Source organism: Rhizobium sp. Root1204 (assembly GCF_001424965.1).
Classification (GTDB): domain Bacteria; phylum Pseudomonadota; class Alphaproteobacteria; order Rhizobiales; family Rhizobiaceae; genus Pararhizobium.
This window is the reverse complement of record NZ_LMCZ01000044.1, coordinates 67173-82317: the sequence shown is the minus strand read 5'-3', so window position 1 is coordinate 82317 and position 15145 is coordinate 67173. Positions and strand designations below refer to the sequence as shown.

13 protein-coding genes are annotated in these 15145 nt (G+C 61.0%); 9 read left to right on the top strand and 4 right to left on the bottom strand.

Annotation, left to right across the window (positions count from 1 at the left end; genetic code table 11):
- Positions 1-2: 2 nt before the first annotated feature.
- On the bottom strand, positions 3-1421 hold the full coding sequence (gene puuE / locus ASC96_RS30795; RefSeq protein ID WP_060506874.1) for an allantoinase PuuE: 1419 nt from the start codon (positions 1419-1421) through the stop codon (positions 3-5).
- 165 nt (positions 1422-1586) lie between these two features.
- Here puuE and uraH point away from each other — a divergent pair, with 165 nt between their 5' ends.
- From uraH to xdhC, 4 genes are read left to right on the top strand one after another with little or no spacing between them, the layout of a single operon-like run.
- Positions 1587-1946: a hydroxyisourate hydrolase gene (gene uraH, locus ASC96_RS33125; RefSeq protein ID WP_156397740.1), complete on the top strand. Its 360-nt coding sequence runs from the start codon at positions 1587-1589 to the stop codon at positions 1944-1946.
- 3 nt (positions 1947-1949) lie between these two features.
- Positions 1950-3425, top strand: coding sequence for a xanthine dehydrogenase small subunit (gene xdhA, locus ASC96_RS30785; protein WP_060506872.1), 1476 nt, complete (start codon positions 1950-1952; stop codon positions 3423-3425).
- A 10-nt stretch (positions 3426-3435) separates the two neighbouring features.
- Positions 3436-5772, top strand: coding sequence for a xanthine dehydrogenase molybdopterin binding subunit (gene xdhB, locus ASC96_RS30780; protein ID WP_060506871.1), 2337 nt, complete (start codon positions 3436-3438; stop codon positions 5770-5772).
- A 6-nt stretch (positions 5773-5778) separates the two neighbouring features.
- On the top strand, positions 5779-6651 hold the full coding sequence (gene xdhC, locus ASC96_RS30775) for a xanthine dehydrogenase accessory protein XdhC (RefSeq protein ID WP_060507023.1): 873 nt from the start codon (positions 5779-5781) through the stop codon (positions 6649-6651).
- Positions 6652-6655: 4 nt separating this feature from the next.
- Here the strand turns inward: xdhC and ASC96_RS30770 are convergent, their stop codons facing one another.
- From ASC96_RS30770 to ASC96_RS30760, 3 genes are all read right to left on the bottom strand, one after another.
- Complete coding sequence (locus tag ASC96_RS30770) at positions 6656-7069, bottom strand: type II toxin-antitoxin system VapC family toxin (RefSeq protein ID WP_060506870.1); 414 nt, start codon at positions 7067-7069, stop codon at positions 6656-6658.
- Complete coding sequence (locus tag ASC96_RS30765) at positions 7069-7323, bottom strand: type II toxin-antitoxin system Phd/YefM family antitoxin (RefSeq protein ID WP_060507021.1); 255 nt, start codon at positions 7321-7323, stop codon at positions 7069-7071. Before ASC96_RS30765 ends, ASC96_RS30770 begins: the two co-directional genes overlap by 1 nt.
- A 78-nt stretch (positions 7324-7401) precedes the next feature.
- A complete protein-coding gene (locus tag ASC96_RS30760) occupies positions 7402-8316 on the bottom strand; it encodes a LysR family transcriptional regulator (protein WP_060506869.1) in 915 nt (304 codons plus the stop codon).
- A gap of 135 nt (positions 8317-8451) precedes the next feature.
- On the opposite strand from ASC96_RS30760, the gene ASC96_RS30755 reads away from it, so the two are divergent.
- From ASC96_RS30755 to ASC96_RS30735, 5 genes are all read left to right on the top strand, one after another.
- Complete coding sequence (locus ASC96_RS30755; protein WP_060506868.1) at positions 8452-9687, top strand: urate hydroxylase PuuD; 1236 nt, start codon at positions 8452-8454, stop codon at positions 9685-9687.
- Positions 9684-11018 carry a guanine deaminase gene (gene guaD / locus ASC96_RS30750; RefSeq protein ID WP_060506867.1) on the top strand — a complete coding sequence of 445 codons (1335 nt, stop codon included), beginning with the start codon at positions 9684-9686 and terminating at the stop codon, positions 11016-11018. Before ASC96_RS30755 ends, guaD begins: the two co-directional genes overlap by 4 nt.
- 719 nt (positions 11019-11737) lie before the next feature.
- Entirely contained in the window at positions 11738-12757 is a 1020-nt protein-coding gene (locus ASC96_RS30745; RefSeq protein ID WP_060506866.1) for a GH25 family lysozyme, read from the top strand.
- Positions 12758-12962: 205 nt separating this feature from the next.
- Positions 12963-14114 carry a calcium:proton antiporter gene (locus ASC96_RS30740; protein WP_244482401.1) on the top strand — a complete coding sequence of 384 codons (1152 nt, stop codon included), beginning with the start codon at positions 12963-12965 and terminating at the stop codon, positions 14112-14114.
- A gap of 248 nt (positions 14115-14362) precedes the next feature.
- Complete coding sequence (locus tag ASC96_RS30735) at positions 14363-15109, top strand: F0F1 ATP synthase subunit A (RefSeq protein WP_060506864.1); 747 nt, start codon at positions 14363-14365, stop codon at positions 15107-15109.
- Positions 15110-15145: the final 36 nt, after the last annotated feature.

Genomic DNA, 15145 nt, shown 5'->3' with positions numbered 1-15145 from the left:
CCTCAGTTCGGCAACATGTCGGTCAGACGCAGCAGCGCGATCCGCTCGACCTGACGGCAGGCCGTTTGAAACTCCGTCTGCCAGTCATTGCCGATGCGGCGTTGGAAGGCCGCCAGGATGTCGCTCTTGTCGAGGCCGCGCACGGCGATGATGAAGGGAAAGCCGAAGGTTTTGACATAACGGCCATTGAGCGTGTTGAACTGTTCGCGCTCAGCGTCTGTCAGAGCATCGAGGCCAGCGGATGCCTGTTCGCTGGTCGAGCTTTCGGTCAGGCGCTTGGCCCGCGCCAGCTTGCCGGCAAGATCGGGGTGAGCGTTGAGCACCGCCAACCGCTCCGTTTCGCTGGCACCACGGAAGACTGCCGCCAATGCGGCATGCAGACCGATGGCCGTATCGTTGGCGGCTCCCAACTCGCCCGCAAAGGCGCGCCGGGCGATCCAGTCCGAATGTTCGAAGACGCCACCGAAGCGGGCAACGAAAGCCTCTTCCGAAAGACGCGACGGGCGGCTGTCATTCGCCTTGAAGGGAAAGGTCTTAGCCCAATGGTCGGCGATATCGATGCGCCGGGCGATCCAGACCTTGTCATGGCTCTTCACATAGTCGATGAACCGGGCAAGGGCTGCTGCGCGTCCCGGCCGCCCAACAAGGCGGCAATGCAGGCCGATATTCATCATCTTTGGCGCCCCTTCAGCACCCTCTGCATAGAGCACGTCGAACGTGTCCTTCAGATAGCTGAAGAACTGGTCGCCGCTGTTGAACCCTTGGGGGGTGGCAAAGCGCATGTCGTTGGTATCGAGCGTGTAGGGAATGACCAGCTGGGGCTTGCCGCCATACTCATGCCAGTAGGGCAGGTCGTCGGCATAGCTATCGGAGACATAGGCAAAGCCACCTTCCTCACTGACGAGATCGACGGTGTTTTCCGAACAGCGGCCGGTATACCAGCCGCGTGGCCGCTCACCGGTCACCAGCGTGTGCAAGCGGATTGCCTCGGCGATCTGCTTGCGTTCCTCGGCCGGGTCCATGTCCTTGTGCTCGACCCATTTCAGTCCGTGCGAGGCGATTTCCCAACCGGCGCTCTGCATGGCCGCCACCTGTTCCGGGGAGCGCCTCAGGGCGGTTGCGACACCATAGACGGTGACGGGGACATCACGCTCGGTCAAAAGCCGGTGCAGCCGCCAAAAACCGGCGCGGGCACCGTATTCATAGATCGATTCCATGTTCCAGTGGCGCTGTCCCATCCATGCGCTGGCACCGACGATTTCCGACAGGAAGGCCTCCGAGGCGATGTCGCCATGCAACACGCAGTTTTCGCCGCCCTCTTCATAATTGACGACAAACTGGACGGCGATGCGGGCCTCATCCGGCCAGGCGGCGTTCGGTGCGGTGGCGCCGTAGCCCTGGAGATCGCGTGGATATCGCATGAAATCATTCCTCCCAAAACGTTCGATTGGCCGATTTCTAACCGCAAATCGCGCGCGTCATTCCCCCTCAAAATTTTGAAAGTCTCGAACGATCAGCCTGCTACCGCAGGGAAGTGAGGTGGCGGATAGTGACCGGATGAATGCAGTCTTCGGGAGGTGAAACGCATGCAATCTGGAACAGCCGGCCGGCTGACGACCCACGTGCTCGACACGGCGCTTGGCAAGCCCGCCGAGAACCTGCGCATCGATCTCTTCCGCATCGACGGCGAGCGTGCCGTTGAGATCGGCTCGACCCGCACCAATGATGACGGCCGCTGCGATGCGCCGATTTTGAGCGGCGATGCCATGAAGTCCGGGACCTATGAGCTGCGCTTCCACGCCGGCGATTATCTCGGCCAGACGGATGGCGAAGTGGCGTTCCTCGATATCATCCCCATCCGCTTCGGCATCGCAGACGAGACGGCGCATTACCACGTGCCATTGCTGCTGTCGCCCTACAGCTATTCGACCTATCGCGGGAGCTGAGCCATGACCGTCCAGATTCGCAGCGCCATCCGTTTCCTGCTCAATCATCGCCAAGTCGAACTCTCGGCCGTGTCGGCGGTTCAGACCTTACTCGATTTCCTGCGGCTCGACCGTAATCTGCGCGGCACCAAGGAAGGCTGCGCCGAAGGCGACTGTGGCGCCTGCACCGTGCTGGTCGGCCGCCTGCTGGATGGCCAGCTGAAATACGAAAGCGTCAATGCCTGCATCCGTTTCGTCGGCTCGCTTGATGGCTGCCATATCGTGACGGTGGATTCGCTCGCCGTGCCAGGCGGCCCGCTGCATCCGGTGCAGCAGGCGATGGTCGATACCCATGCCTCGCAATGCGGTTTCTGCACGCCGGGCTTCGTGATGTCGCTCTATGGGCTCTGGATGGAAAATCCGAAACCTTCAGTCGCGGAGATCGAGAAGGCGCTGCAGGGCAATCTCTGTCGCTGCACCGGTTATGCCGCCATCATCCGCGCGGCCGAAGCGGTCGCAGTCGTCGGCGATCTGGACAAGGACCCGCTGGTCGCGGAGCGTGCAACGATTATCGAGAAGCTGGAAGCGCTGAAGGACGGCAAGCGCGTCGAGATCGGTGAAGGATCCGAGCGTTTCCTGCTGCCGGCTTCGGTCGATGATCTCGCCGAAATCTATGAGGCGGAGCCGAAAGCCCGCATCGTCGCCGGTTCCACCGATGTCGGCCTGTGGGTGACGAAGTTCATGCGCGATATCGCGCCGGTCGTGCATCTCAGCCATCTCGACGAGTTGCGCCGCATCACCGTCGATGAGGCCGGCATCACCTTTGGCGCTGGTGTCAGCTACACCGAATCCTTTCCGCTGATCGCAAAACATTTCCCTCAGCTCATCGAGCTCTGGAACCGAATCGGCGGCCAGCAGGTGCGCAACATGGGTACGATCGGCGGCAATATCGCCAACGGTTCGCCGATCGGCGACACGCCGCCGGCGCTGATTGCGCTCGGCGCGTCCGTCGTGCTGCGCAAGGGCAAGGTCAGCCGTACTGTGCCGCTCGAAAGCTTCTTCATCGAATATGGCAAACAGGACCGCCAACCTGGTGAATTTGTTGAGGCCGTGCGCCTTCCATTCCTGAACGAAAACGTCCTTTACGCTGTCTACAAGATCACCAAGCGGCTGGACGAAGATATTTCCGCCGTCTGTGGCGCCTTCCGCATCACCCTTGATGCGGGCGACAAGATTGCCAGCGCGGTGATCGCCTATGGCGGCATGGCCGGAACACCGAAGCGGGCTGACAATGCCGAGGCGGTGTTGACCGGAGCGGATTGGACGGAAGCCACCGTCGAGGCCGCCATGGCGGCACTCGGCAAGGATTACACGCCGCTCACCGACTGGCGGGCATCTGCTGATTACCGGCTGCTGGTGGCACAGAACCTCTTGCGCCGCTTCTATCTGGAAACGCAGGGCGATGAGCCGGTGCGGCTTGACCGCAAGCAGGCTGTGTGAGGAGAAGACCATGAACGTCATGCAGCCCATCAATCGCATCCGCGGCGGTGTCCACGAAAACGAACGCCACGAATCCGGCCACAAGCATGTGACGGGAACCGCTGAATATATCGACGATATTCCCGAACCCGCGGGCACCCTGCACGCCTATCTCGGCCTGTCGCAGCGCGCCCATGCGCAGATCCTGTCGATCGATTTTGATGCCGTCAAATCCGCGCCCGGCGTGATCGGTGTGCTGACGGCAGACGATATTCCCGGCGAGAACGACGTCAGCCCGGCACACAAGCATGATGACCCGGTCTTTGCGACCGGCAAGGTCGAATTCCACGGCCAGCCGATCTTTGCCGTGATCGCCGAAACCCGCGATGCTGCCCGCCGCGCTGCCGCCAAGGTCAAGATCGAGTATCAGGACCTGCCGCATGTCACCGACGTGCTCGAAGCGGCCGCTGCCAATTATCCGCTGGTCATCGATCCCCTGAAGCTGGAGCGCGGCGATATCTCCGCCGGATTTGCCAAGGCAAAGAACATTCTCGAAGGCGAGATGCGCATCGGCGGGCAGGATCATTTCTATCTCGAAGGCCATATCTCCTTCGCCATCCCCGGCGAAGACGACGAAATTTTGCTCTATTCCTCGACCCAGCATCCGAGTGAAACTCAGCACATGGTCGGCCAGGTGCTGGGCGTCGCGTCCAATGCCGTGACCATCAATGTGCGGCGCATGGGCGGCGCTTTCGGCGGCAAGGAAACACAGGCAAACCTGTTTGCGGCGGTCGCAGCGCTCGCGGCGAAGAAGTACCGCTGCGCCGTCAAAATCCGCCCGGACCGCGATGACGACATGAGCGCGACCGGCAAGCGCCATGATTTTCATGTCGGCTACAAGGTCGGTTACGACGACGACGGCCGCATCGAAGCGGTCGATGCGACCTTCTCGGCCCGTTGTGGCTTCTCGGCCGATCTCTCCGGCCCGGTTACCGACCGCGCGCTGTTTCACGCCGATAACTGCTATTTCTATCCAAATGTCCGGCTGCGGTCGCGGCCGTTGAAGACCAATACCGTTTCGAACACCGCGTTTCGCGGTTTCGGTGGCCCGCAGGGCATGGTCGGTGGCGAGCGGATGATCGAGGATGTCGCCTATGCGCTGGGCAAGGACCCGCTCGAAATCCGCAAACTGAATTTCTACGGCGGCGAGGGGCGCAACCTGACGCCCTATCACCAGACCGTCGAAGACAACATCATCGGCCGTATCATCGAGGAACTCGAAACCTCCTGCGATTACGCGGCACGGCGCGAGGCGGTTCTGGCTTTCAACCGCAAGAGCAGCATCATCAAGCGCGGTATCGCGCTGACGCCGGTCAAGTTCGGCATCTCTTTCACCAAGACGGAGTATAACCAGGCCGGCGCGCTGGTGCATGTCTATGCCGATGGGTCGATCCATCTCAACCACGGCGGCACGGAGATGGGGCAGGGGCTCTATACCAAGGTGGCGCAGGTGGTGGCCGACGAATTCCAGGTCGATCTGGACCGGATCAAGGTAACGGCAACGACGACCGGCAAGGTGCCGAACACCTCGGCGACGGCCGCGTCCTCCGGTTCCGACCTCAACGGCATGGCCGCCGCCAATGCCGCCCAACAGATCAAGGCGCGGCTGGTCACCTTTGCGGCCGAGCGCTGGAATGTCAGCGAAAACGATGTCGCGTTCGAGCCGAACACGGTCCGCGTTGGCGCCGAGCGTATTGCCTTTTCGGAGTTCATCAAGATCGCCTATGGATCCCGTATCCAGCTTTCGGCGGCGGGCTTTTACAAGACGCCGAAAATTCACTGGAACCGCTCCGAAGGCCGGGGGCGTCCGTTCTTCTACTATGCCTATGGTGCCTCCTGCTCCGAGGTCAGCGTCGATACGCTGACCGGCGAATATCAGGTCGACCGTGTCGATGTGCTGCACGATGCCGGCAAGTCGCTCAATCCGATCCTCGATATCGGCCAGGTCGAGGGTGCCTTCGTGCAGGGCATGGGCTGGCTGACGACCGAGGAACTGTGGTGGGATGGCAAGGGGCGGCTCAGAACCCATGCACCATCTACCTACAAGATCCCGCTCGCCTCCGACCGGCCACGGATCTTCAACGTCAAGCTCGCCGAATGGTCCGTCAACCGCGAAGAGACGATCCGCCGTTCCAAGGCGGTCGGCGAACCACCGTTCATGCTGCCGATCTCGGTTTTTGAGGCAATCTCGATGGCGGCGGCGAGCGTTGCGGAGTATCGTATTTCACCGCGCATCGATGCGCCGGCGACGCCGGAGCGGGTTTTGCTCGGCATCGAGCGGCTGCGCCGCGCGGCAAGAAACGGGTGATTGGACATGGCCGCCAAGCGCGAAGACATCAGGGATTTCCTGCGCCGCGAGCCGGGCTGCGTGTTCGTCGAAGTGACGGGTGCCGCCGGTTCGACGCCGCGTGATACCGGTGCCTGGATGCTGGTGGCGGCCGAAGGCCTGTTCGGGACCATTGGCGGCGGTCAGTTGGAATATATGGCCATTGACCATGCGCGCCGCAGCCTGCGGCAGGGCGTGCCTGCCGAAGAGATGAACGTTCCGCTCGGCCCGGAAATCGGCCAGTGCTGCGGCGGCCGTGTCGGGCTTTCCTTCACGCAGATGAGCCCCGAACTTTCCACATTCCTCATTGCGCGCAGCGATCGCGAGATGGCCGCCCGGCCTCACGTCTATGTGTTTGGCGCCGGTCATGTCGGCGATGCACTGGCGATGGCCTTGTCGCTGGTGCCCTTGCGTATCGTGCTTGTCGATACCCGCGAGGACGAACTGGCTGCTTCGACGGTTCCCGGTATCGAAACCTGCCTGACGGCGATGCCGGAGGCGGTGGTGCGCGACGCTCCGGCCGGAAGCTCGTTTGTTATCCTCACCCATGACCATGCATTGGATTTCCTGATCACCGCGGAAGCTTTGCGCCGCAGTGATGCGGCCTATGTCGGCATGATCGGTTCGAAGACCAAGCGCGCGACCTTCAAGAACTGGCTCTCCCGCGAGGTTGGGCGGCCGGAACTGTTCGACCGCCTGATCTGCCCAATCGGCGGCACGGCGGTGAAGGACAAGCGACCGGCGGTGATCGCTGCGTTGGCGGCAGCGGAGATCATGACAGTTGCTTTAAATTACGATCGGGTCGGCACTGCTCACCTGCGGCGGGACATTGGCGCGCCAGCGAGAAGCGCGTTGCGCTGACCGCTCATATCCACGGATTGTGGCACCGCACGCCCAGCGGTTCGAAATGTGCCGTATTGCGGGTAACGACATCCAGACCATGGAGAAGCGCGATCGCTGCGATCATCGCGTCTGGAGACGGACGTTTGTCGGCGGTCGGGAGCTTGCCGGCAATCGAGGCTGCATCGGCATCGAAGGGCAATATCCGGCCATGGAAGCGAGGAAGCACGATGGCCCTGAACCATTGGTCGAGTTCTGCCGCAAAGACTGTGTCGCGATTTTGCTCTCGCGAGATGCCAAACTCGATTTCCATGATCGTTATTGCCGGGAGAAATGCTGTGCTGGCATCGAAATCGGCAAAGAATACGCGGAATTCTTCCGTCTGACGCTCCGGCCGCCGTGCGGCCGAAACCACATTTGTGTCAAGGAGTAGAGGCATCAGAAGGTGACGTCACGTCCGGAGAAGTCGACGCGCTCCGGCTCAAAATCCTTGTCTGAGCCGGGTGAGGGATCGGCCAGAGCTTCGAGTAAGCTCATCGGTTTTTTCCAGCTTCGCTGAAAGTCGTCATAATTAACAAGCACATAGCTCGCTTCGCCATGCTCGGTGATGACAAGCGGGCCTTCGTTGGCGGCTTTTTTTGCCTTGCTGGGGTTCTGGTTGAAGTCTGCACTGGTCATGAGGGCATAGGACATCGACACCTCCATCTAGTATATTTATAACAATATATACTATTTTCTCCGGCAGATTCAATGTGGACCGCCTCTCGCCGTCTATTCCAGCATCTTGCCGATCATCCGCTGACAGCGTTCGGCCATGAAATCGATCATCAGGCGAACCTTTGGGTCCTGGAAGCGCTTGTGTGGATAGATCGCGGCGAGCTGGACGCTGGCGGGTGGGGTATCTTTGAGGATCTCCACCAGCGAGCCTTCGTTGAGATAGCTCTTTACCTCGAACAGCGGCTTGTTGATGATGCCGCGGCCTTCAAGCGCCCACTGGGTCAGGACATCGCCGTCGTCGGAATCGTAGGGGCCGCCGATTTCCAGTTTGCGGGTGCCGTCCGGCGTCTGCAGCGTCCAGTAATATTCCTTCGAGCCCGGATAGCGTAAAAGCAGACAGTCGTGCTTGTCGTCGATCAGTGCATCCGGCGTTTCCGGCGTGCCGCGTTTTGCAAGGTATCCGGGGGCAGCGCAGACCACGCGCTGACAGTTGAGGATGCCGCGCATGCGCAGGTTGGAATCCTCCAGCACGCCGAGCTTGAAGGCGACATCGACGCCTTCGCTCAAGATATCGACATTGTGGTCGGAGAGACGCAAACGCACCTCGATATCCGGATACTTGTCATGGAATTCCGGAATGCCCGACGCGATCAGGCGCCGGCCAATGCCGAGTGGGGCTGTGATCCGGAGCGACCCCTTCGGGTTGTGCGAGAGATCGGCGATAGCGCTTTCGGCTTCGTTGACCGCCTCGATGATCTTGACCGCGCCCTGATAGAACACCCGGCCATGTTCCGTCGGTGAGAGCTTGCGCGTGGTGCGGTTGAACAGGCGCACGCCAAGGTGCCGTTCCAGCTCCTTGATGCGATTGCTGGCGACGGCAGGGGTCACCCGCTGGTCGCGGCCGGCGGAGGAGAGGGTACCGAGTTCAACGACCCGGACAAAGACGCGCACGTTATCGAGATAGGACATGGATTTCTTCTACCACATTGAAAATCGAACGGCATCGGGGGCGATCTTATAGTTTTTTTTGAAAGTGTTGGGGATTAACCGGCATTTCAGCGAAGATCGCGCGATGGCAGAAAGCTCCCAAATAGGGAGGCCCATATGTATGAATACGCCATCGCCTGGGACTGGCTGACCTTCGCCGTCCGCTGGCTCCACGTCATCACCGCCATCGCCTGGATCGGCTCGTCGTTCTATTTCGTCGCGCTCGACCTTGGCCTGCGCAAGCGTCCGGACCTTCCGGCAGGCGCCTATGGCGAGGAGTGGCAGGTGCATGGCGGCGGCTTCTACCATATCCAGAAATATCTCGTGGCGCCTGCCAACATGCCGGAACACCTGATCTGGTTCAAATGGGAGAGCTATGTCACCTGGCTTTCCGGCTTCGGCATGCTGTGTCTGGTTTATTATGCCGGTGCGGATCTCTACCTGATCGATCCGAACGTGCTGGATGTTTCCAAGCCCGTCGCCATCGGTATCTCGCTCGCCTCGCTTGCCTTCGGCTGGATCATCTACGACCTGCTCTGCAAGTCGCCCTTCGGCAAGGACAACACCCGGCTGATGGTGGCGCTCTACTTCATCCTGGTCGCCGTTGCCTGGGGGTATACGCAGCTGTTTACTGGCCGCGCCGCTTTCCTGCATCTCGGTGCCTTCACGGCGACGATCATGTCGGCCAACGTGTTCTTCATCATCATGCCGAACCAGCGCATCGTCGTCGCCGACCTCATCGCCGGTCGCACGCCGGATGCGAAATACGGCCGGATCGCCAAGCAGCGCTCGACGCACAACAACTATCTGACGCTGCCTGTCCTGTTCCTGATGCTGTCGAACCACTATCCGCTGGCCTTCGGCACGCAGTTCAACTGGATCATCGCCTCGCTGGTGTTCCTGATGGGTGTCACCATCCGGCACTATTTCAATACCCGCCACGCCAACACCGGCAACCCGACTTGGACATGGCTTGCCACCGTGCTGCTCTTCATCGTCATCATGTGGCTTTCGACTGTGCCAAAGATCCTGACCGGCGCGCCGGAGCAGGTCTCGGCCGCGCAGCAGCCATTCGTGACGGCGCAAGGCTTTCCGAAGGTGCGCGATACGATCCTCGGGCGCTGCGCCATGTGCCACGCGCAGGAACCAGGCTGGGAAGGCATGATCAAGCCGCCCAAGGGCGTGGTGCTGGAAACCGACGCCGAGATCGCCGCCCATGCGCGGGAAATCTACCTGCAGGCCGGTCGCAGCCACGCGATGCCGCCCGCCAATGTGACGGCCGTGACCGACGACGAGCGCAAGCTTCTGGTCGCCTGGTACGAGACAGTTGTGAACGGAGGAAAAACCCAATGAGCGAACTCCTGATCCGTGGACGGGTGCTGACTTTTATCGACGAGCCCCAGGGGATCGATGATACGGCATCCTATCTGACCGTGGACGATGGCGCGGTGCTGGTGCGCAACGGAAAGATCGCCGCCATCGGCGATTATGCCGACATCAGCAAGACTGCCGGTCCCGGCGTCGCGGTGGCCGATCACCGGCCGCACCTGATCCTGCCCGGGCTGATCGACACGCATCTGCATTTCCCCCAGACCCAGGCGATCGCGTCTTATGGCGCCCAGCTGCTGGAATGGTTGAACACCTATATTTTCGTCGAGGAACAGAAATTCGCCGAACTGGAGCACGCGGCCTTTATCGCCGGGCGTTTCATGGACGAACTGCTGTCGAACGGTACGACAACGGCGGCTGCCTACTGCTCGGTGCATCCGCAGAGTGTGGACGCCTATTTCACGGCGGCCGAACAGCGCGGCATGCTGATGGTCGGCGGCAAGGTGATGATGGACCGCAATGCGCCGGATGCATTGCGCGATACGCCGCAAAAAGGCTATGACGAGACCAAGGGGCTGATCGGCAAATGGCATGGCCGTGGACGGGCGCATTATGCGATCAGCCCGCGCTTTGCCATCACCTCGACACCGGAGCAGATGGAAATGAGCCAGGCGCTGGTGGCCGAACACCGCGATTGCTACGTGCAGACGCATCTGTCGGAAAACCGGGACGAGATCGCCTTTGCCACCTCGCTCTATCCTGATGCCAAGGATTATACCGACATCTATGCCCGCTACGATCTTCTGACGGACAAGACGCTGCTGGGGCATTGCATCTATCTCAGCGACCGGGAGATTTCGGTTCTGGCGGAAACCGGCGCGGTCGGCGTGTTCTGCCCGACCTCGAACCTCTTCCTCGGTTCCGGCCTGTTCGACCGCGACCGGTTCGACAGACTGGGTGCGCGATGGTCGGTTGCGACCGATGTCGGCGCCGGCACCAGCTTCTCGATGCTGGAGACGATGGATGAGGCTTATAAGGTCTTGCATCTGCAGGGCCAGCGCCTGTCGCCGCTCAATTCCTTCTACCGCATGACGCTCGGCAATGCCCGGGCGCTCGGACTTCAGGACCGCATCGGCTCGCTGCATGTGGGCGCCGACGCCGATATCGTCGTGCTGGACTCGAGCGGCAAATCGGCAATGGACCTGCGCATGCGCACGGCAAAATCGCTGACCGACGAATTGTTCATCCTGCAGACGATGGGTGATGACCGCTGTGTCGCCGAAGTCTATGTGGCGGGCAAGGCGATGAAGAAGCGTAAGACTGGTGCTTCGGTGCGGACGCTGGAGACGGCGTAAGGCGGTTACTCCCGCCTTGAGGGGGAGGGGCGTTCTCTCTTCTCCCCAGCGGGGAGAAGTGTCGAGCGGATGCGAGACGATGAGGGGGCGTTTCGGCCAACACGGAGTTCGCGGCCCCTCATCCGGCCCTGCGGGCCACCTTCTCCCCGCTGGGGAGAAGAGGGAGTGCGCGGTAACTTCCATGCCCTATAGCCACGCCCGGAAGAATCCGCCGTGGTTTTGTCTGATGCTTACTTGGCCGGGACGCTGGAAAGTGCCGCAGGGTAATTAAGTTCATATGACGCCTTCCGGCGCCCCGTTCGATGTCTTTTGCCGCGCTTCTCAGGTTCTTCTGCGCTTTCCTCTCTGACTGGAAAGCCTCCAATGCCCCAGCCCGGCCGCTTATCCGCCAAGCCTTCCGATCCGGCGGGGTTTGGCCCTGGACCGTCCAAGACGGTGTGACCATCCGGCACGCCCGGTTCATTTGCGAACCGGAGGAGAACCACCTTTCACGCAGCCCCGGGGATTTGCGGGGATGATTTTTCTATCAACGGCCGGAAAAGCCGGGGCCATCGCATCGGGACGTCCCCGTTATCAGTGATAAAATCGCCGCTCCTTTCCAAATTTGCGTCCATCGTACGTAAGAAAGATCGGATTCAATCTTTGTTGGTAATTTTCCGTTAGGAATTGAATTCAGTGGGGCGGGTGCCGCCTGTTTCTTGTTTTGCGTACGGGGTCTCATGCGTTTTTCGGCTGTTCCAGCGATCCTTCTTGCCGGCCTTCTTGTGGCGGGCTGCACATCGAGTTCCGGGCCGGAAAGCCTGGTGAGCGGACTGCCGTCGAAGGAGACGACCAGTTCCGTCGTTGCGGCGCCCGTGCCTGCGGCCGATGTCGGCGCTGTGATTGCGCAGGCTGAAAGCCATCCCGAGCAACTGGCCTGGGCAGGGCAGGTGCCGCAGTCGCAGGCGTTTGAATCTATGTCGACCCAAGGCATGGCGGTTCCGGCTGAGCGGCCGGTGGCGATGATCATGCCGGATGATCCGGTGACCAGCACCAAGCGGACCCGCCGCGGGCAAATCTACAGCCATCAGTTCCGCGACGCGCATCCGATCAATTTCGGCAAGGCTTCGCCGCGCAAGCTCGCCGTACACGGCGTCGATGTATCGCGCTGGCAAGCAAACATGGACTGGGCGAAACTACGCACGCAAGGCGCCAACTTCGCTTATATCAAGGCCACCGATGGCGGCGATCATCTTGACCCGATGTTCAAGACGAACTGGAAGCGGGCGAAGGATGCCGGGCTGAAGCGCGGCGCGTATCACTTCTTCTACTGGTGCCGGACGGCCGGCGAACAGGCCGACTGGTTCATCCGCAACGTGCCGCGCGATCCCGACGCGCTGCCGCCGGTCATCGATGTCGAATATAACGGCGAATCGAGCTGCAAATTCCGCCTGTCGCGGGCCAAGACGCTTGAGAAGATGCAGGTGTTCATGGACAAGCTTGAGCGCCATTACGGCAAGCGCCCGGTCATCTACACTGCCCCTGATTTCTACCGTGACAACCTGGCGGGCGAATTCAAGAACTATCCGTTCTGGCTGCGCTCGGTGGCGGCACATCCATCGCAGGTCTATCCGGGCCGCAAATGGGTGTTCTGGCAGTATTCGGGTTCGGGCCTTTCGCACGGCGTCGAGGGCCGGATCGATCTCAACGTATTCCGTGGCAGCGAAGCCGATTGGCATGATTGGGTGGCGCGGAACTGACCTGGTGCCGGTGGCCGGGCTGCGGATCGCAACGGGCCATCGGCAGCCCCGGTCAACATCGTGGCATCAAGGCCAGTTCCGGTGGCTGGACTCCAGCGCGTTCGATTGTTAGAAACAACCCATATGCTTCGCAGAAGCCTGGCACGGACGACCCTGCCGCGATCCTATAGTTGGGGACGGCCCCTTGTGAGGTTCACAAGTCTTGTTGCCGAAATCTTCCCCTAGCCTGATCCACAGCCCTTATCTGAAACTGGCCATCGCCTGGCTGGTTGTCATCCTGTTTCTCTGGAAGGGCTCCTCCTGGCTTTCCCAGCCGATGACGGTTTCAACGGCGATTGCCTGTTTCGCCGCTCTGTTCGGAACGATCCTGCTCGGCTCGTTCGGTGTCGTGCGCGAGGCCGACCATCTGGCGCATCAACTGGGTGAGCCCTATGGAACGCTGATCCTGACGCTTTCGATCGTGTCGATCGAGGTCATTCTCATCGCCGCCGTCATGCTTGGCCCGAGCGAAGCGCCGACCATCGCGCGGGATTCGATCTTCGCCGTGATGATGATCATCATGAACCTGGTCACCGGCCTCTGCCTGATTGCCGGTGCATGGCGTCATGGCGAGCAGGAATATAACGCGCAGGGTGCCTTGGCCTTCATGTCGATGACGCTGGTGCTTGCGGGTGTGGCGCTCATTCTGCCCAACACGCTGACGACCGGCAACGGCACGTTCTGGCCCGCGCAGGCGATTGCGATCGCGTTGCTGACCGCAGCGCTCTATGCTGCGTTCCTGGCTCTGCAGATGGGGCGGTACAAGATCCATTTCATGCAGCCGCCTGCGGGCGAGATGTCCATCCGCCGGGAAACGGTGAAGGCGCCTGGCGCGGCGGCAACCGCGCAGTCCGGCTCGAACGGGCGCAAGCTGCTGGGGCACACCGTTATTCTGATCGCTCTGATGATCCCGATCGTCCTTCTGGCGCACGATCTTGCCGTCGTTATCGACTATGGCGTCGCCACCGCCGGTGCGCCGGTGGCTGTCGGCGGCGTGCTGATCGCGATCATCGTCTTCACGCCCGAATCGATCACCGCCGTGAAAGCGGCGCTCAACAACGAAACGCAGCGGGCGATCAATCTATGCCTCGGGGCTTTCGTTTCGACGGTCGGTCTTACTGTTCCGGCTGTGCTCACAGTGGGGCTGGTGACCGGAAAAACGGTGGTCTTCGGGATCTCTCCGACGGAAACGGTGCTGTTCGCATTGACTGTGGGCTTGACGGCCATGACCTATCTCGGACGCCGGACCTCGATCACGCAAGGGCTGCTGCATCTGATGGTGTTCGCGGTATTTACCCTGATGCTGTTCACCAGTTGATATCCGAGGGCCTGCGGCGGGTTGCAATCACCGCGGGATATGTCTATCAGACCCCTGCGCAGGACGACCTGCGCCTCGACCATTCCGGGGACGGCCCCGCATCTCATTCGTGAGAGCAGGAGCCGCCCGTGAAAATCCTTTCCTTCGCTTTCATCATTCAGTCCCGCGATCCCATCGCGCGTGTCCTTGCGCCTGTTCGCCGGCGTGCGGACCTGCGCGTGGCCGCGACCTCTTTTCAAGGATAATCGATGGCCGGTCCTATTGAACAATTCGAAATCAAGCCGCTTCTGCAACTGACCGCGGGCGATATCGATCTCAGCTTCACCAATTCCTCCGCCTACATGGTCCTGACGGTCGTGCTTGCCTCCGGCCTGCTTCTGATCGGCACGGCAAGGCGCAGCCTCGTGCCCGGCCGCTGGCAATCGGTGTCGGAACTGCTGTACGAATTCGTCGGTAAAACCCTGCGCGAGAATGCCGGGAAAGACGGCATGCGGTTCTTCCCGCTGGTGTTTTCGCTGTTCATGTTCATTCTTTTCGCCAACCTGATCGGCATGTTTCCCTTCGCCTTCACGGTCACCAGCCACATCATCGTCACCTTCGCGCTGGCGATGATCGTGTTTGGCACGGTGACCGTCTACGGCCTGGTGAAACACGGATTCGGCTTTTTCCGGCTGTTCATGCCGGCCGGGATTCCGATGGTGCTGGCGCCGATCATCATCCCCATCGAGGTGATTTCCTACATGTCGCGGCCGATCAGCCATTCCGTGCGCCTGTTTGCGGTGATGCTGGCCGGACATATCACCCTGAAGGTGTTTGCGGGTTTCGTGGCCTCGATGACCGAACTGGGAACGCTTGGGATTATCGGCGCCGTGCTGCCGCTGGCGATGACGCTTGCCTTGACGGCGCTGGAAATGCTGATGTCGGTCATCCAGGCCTATGTGTTTACGATGCTGACCTGCATGTATCTGAACGACGCGCTGCATCCCGGACATTGATGCCGGCGCACTGCAAACCGGAAGGCTGCCGCTCCG

Bases quoted from the DNA above. Each gene is read 5' to 3' on its own strand.
- ASC96_RS30765 (WP_060507021.1), bottom strand. From the start codon at position 7,323: ATGTCCTATGCCCTCATGACCAGTGCAGACTTCAACCAGAACCCCAGC.
- puuE (WP_060506874.1), bottom strand. From the start codon at position 1,421: ATGCGATATCCACGCGATCTCCAGGGCTACGGCGCCACCGCACCGAAC.
- uraH (WP_156397740.1), top strand. From the start codon at position 1,587: ATGCAATCTGGAACAGCCGGCCGGCTGACGACCCACGTGCTCGACACG.
- ASC96_RS30755 (WP_060506868.1), top strand. From the start codon at position 8,452: ATGTATGAATACGCCATCGCCTGGGACTGGCTGACCTTCGCCGTCCGC.
- ASC96_RS30770 (WP_060506870.1), bottom strand. From the start codon at position 7,069: ATGCCTCTACTCCTTGACACAAATGTGGTTTCGGCCGCACGGCGGCCG.
- ASC96_RS30760 (WP_060506869.1), bottom strand. From the start codon at position 8,316: ATGTCCTATCTCGATAACGTGCGCGTCTTTGTCCGGGTCGTTGAACTC.
- xdhC (WP_060507023.1), top strand. From the start codon at position 5,779: ATGGCCGCCAAGCGCGAAGACATCAGGGATTTCCTGCGCCGCGAGCCG.
- xdhB (WP_060506871.1), top strand. From the start codon at position 3,436: ATGAACGTCATGCAGCCCATCAATCGCATCCGCGGCGGTGTCCACGAA.
- ASC96_RS30745 (WP_060506866.1), top strand. From the start codon at position 11,738: ATGCGTTTTTCGGCTGTTCCAGCGATCCTTCTTGCCGGCCTTCTTGTG.
- ASC96_RS30735 (WP_060506864.1), top strand. From the start codon at position 14,363: ATGGCCGGTCCTATTGAACAATTCGAAATCAAGCCGCTTCTGCAACTG.
- guaD (WP_060506867.1), top strand. From the start codon at position 9,684: ATGAGCGAACTCCTGATCCGTGGACGGGTGCTGACTTTTATCGACGAG.
- xdhA (WP_060506872.1), top strand. From the start codon at position 1,950: ATGACCGTCCAGATTCGCAGCGCCATCCGTTTCCTGCTCAATCATCGC.